1 protein-coding gene is annotated in these 434 nt (G+C 38.5%); it reads right to left on the bottom strand.

Annotated elements, in window-relative coordinates:
* A partial coding sequence (locus GBI16_RS18580; RefSeq protein ID WP_151707648.1) for a transposase occupies window positions 1-434 on the bottom strand: 434 nt, incomplete at both ends.

Genomic DNA, 434 nt, shown 5'->3' with positions numbered 1-434 from the left:
AAGGCGTATGCCTCAATATATTGATAATACTCATTGATGCGATATGAAAACTGATCTTTAATGGACTGACCTTGGCGCGTTCAGCCATAAATCTCATCTGCCGTCTCAATACATTATAGGCAATCAATACGCCCCATAATTCCTGATAAACCAACTCAGGCTGCTTACTTCTTAACGTCTGACTATCTTGTAAATCACTTTTAATTTCCCGATAGCACATCTCAATCTCCCAACGTTGGACGTAAAGCATCGCGACTTCTTTGAGTGGATAGGCTTTAGAATCCATTAAAGATGTAATGTATCGTCTAGTTTTGCCTAAATGTTCGATTTCTATTAAACGAGCTTCCCAATATTCTCCCAATAATGGATTCAGTTTCTTCGCTCTAGGTGAAATAGGCATTCTGATGTGAGCATCATGTTTTGAGTGTTGTTTT

The organism is Acinetobacter sp. TUM15064, from assembly GCF_008980265.1.
GTDB lineage: Bacteria > Pseudomonadota > Gammaproteobacteria > Pseudomonadales > Moraxellaceae > Acinetobacter.
Note: the sequence above shows the minus strand (reverse complement) of the source record. Positions and strands in the feature narration are given on the sequence as shown.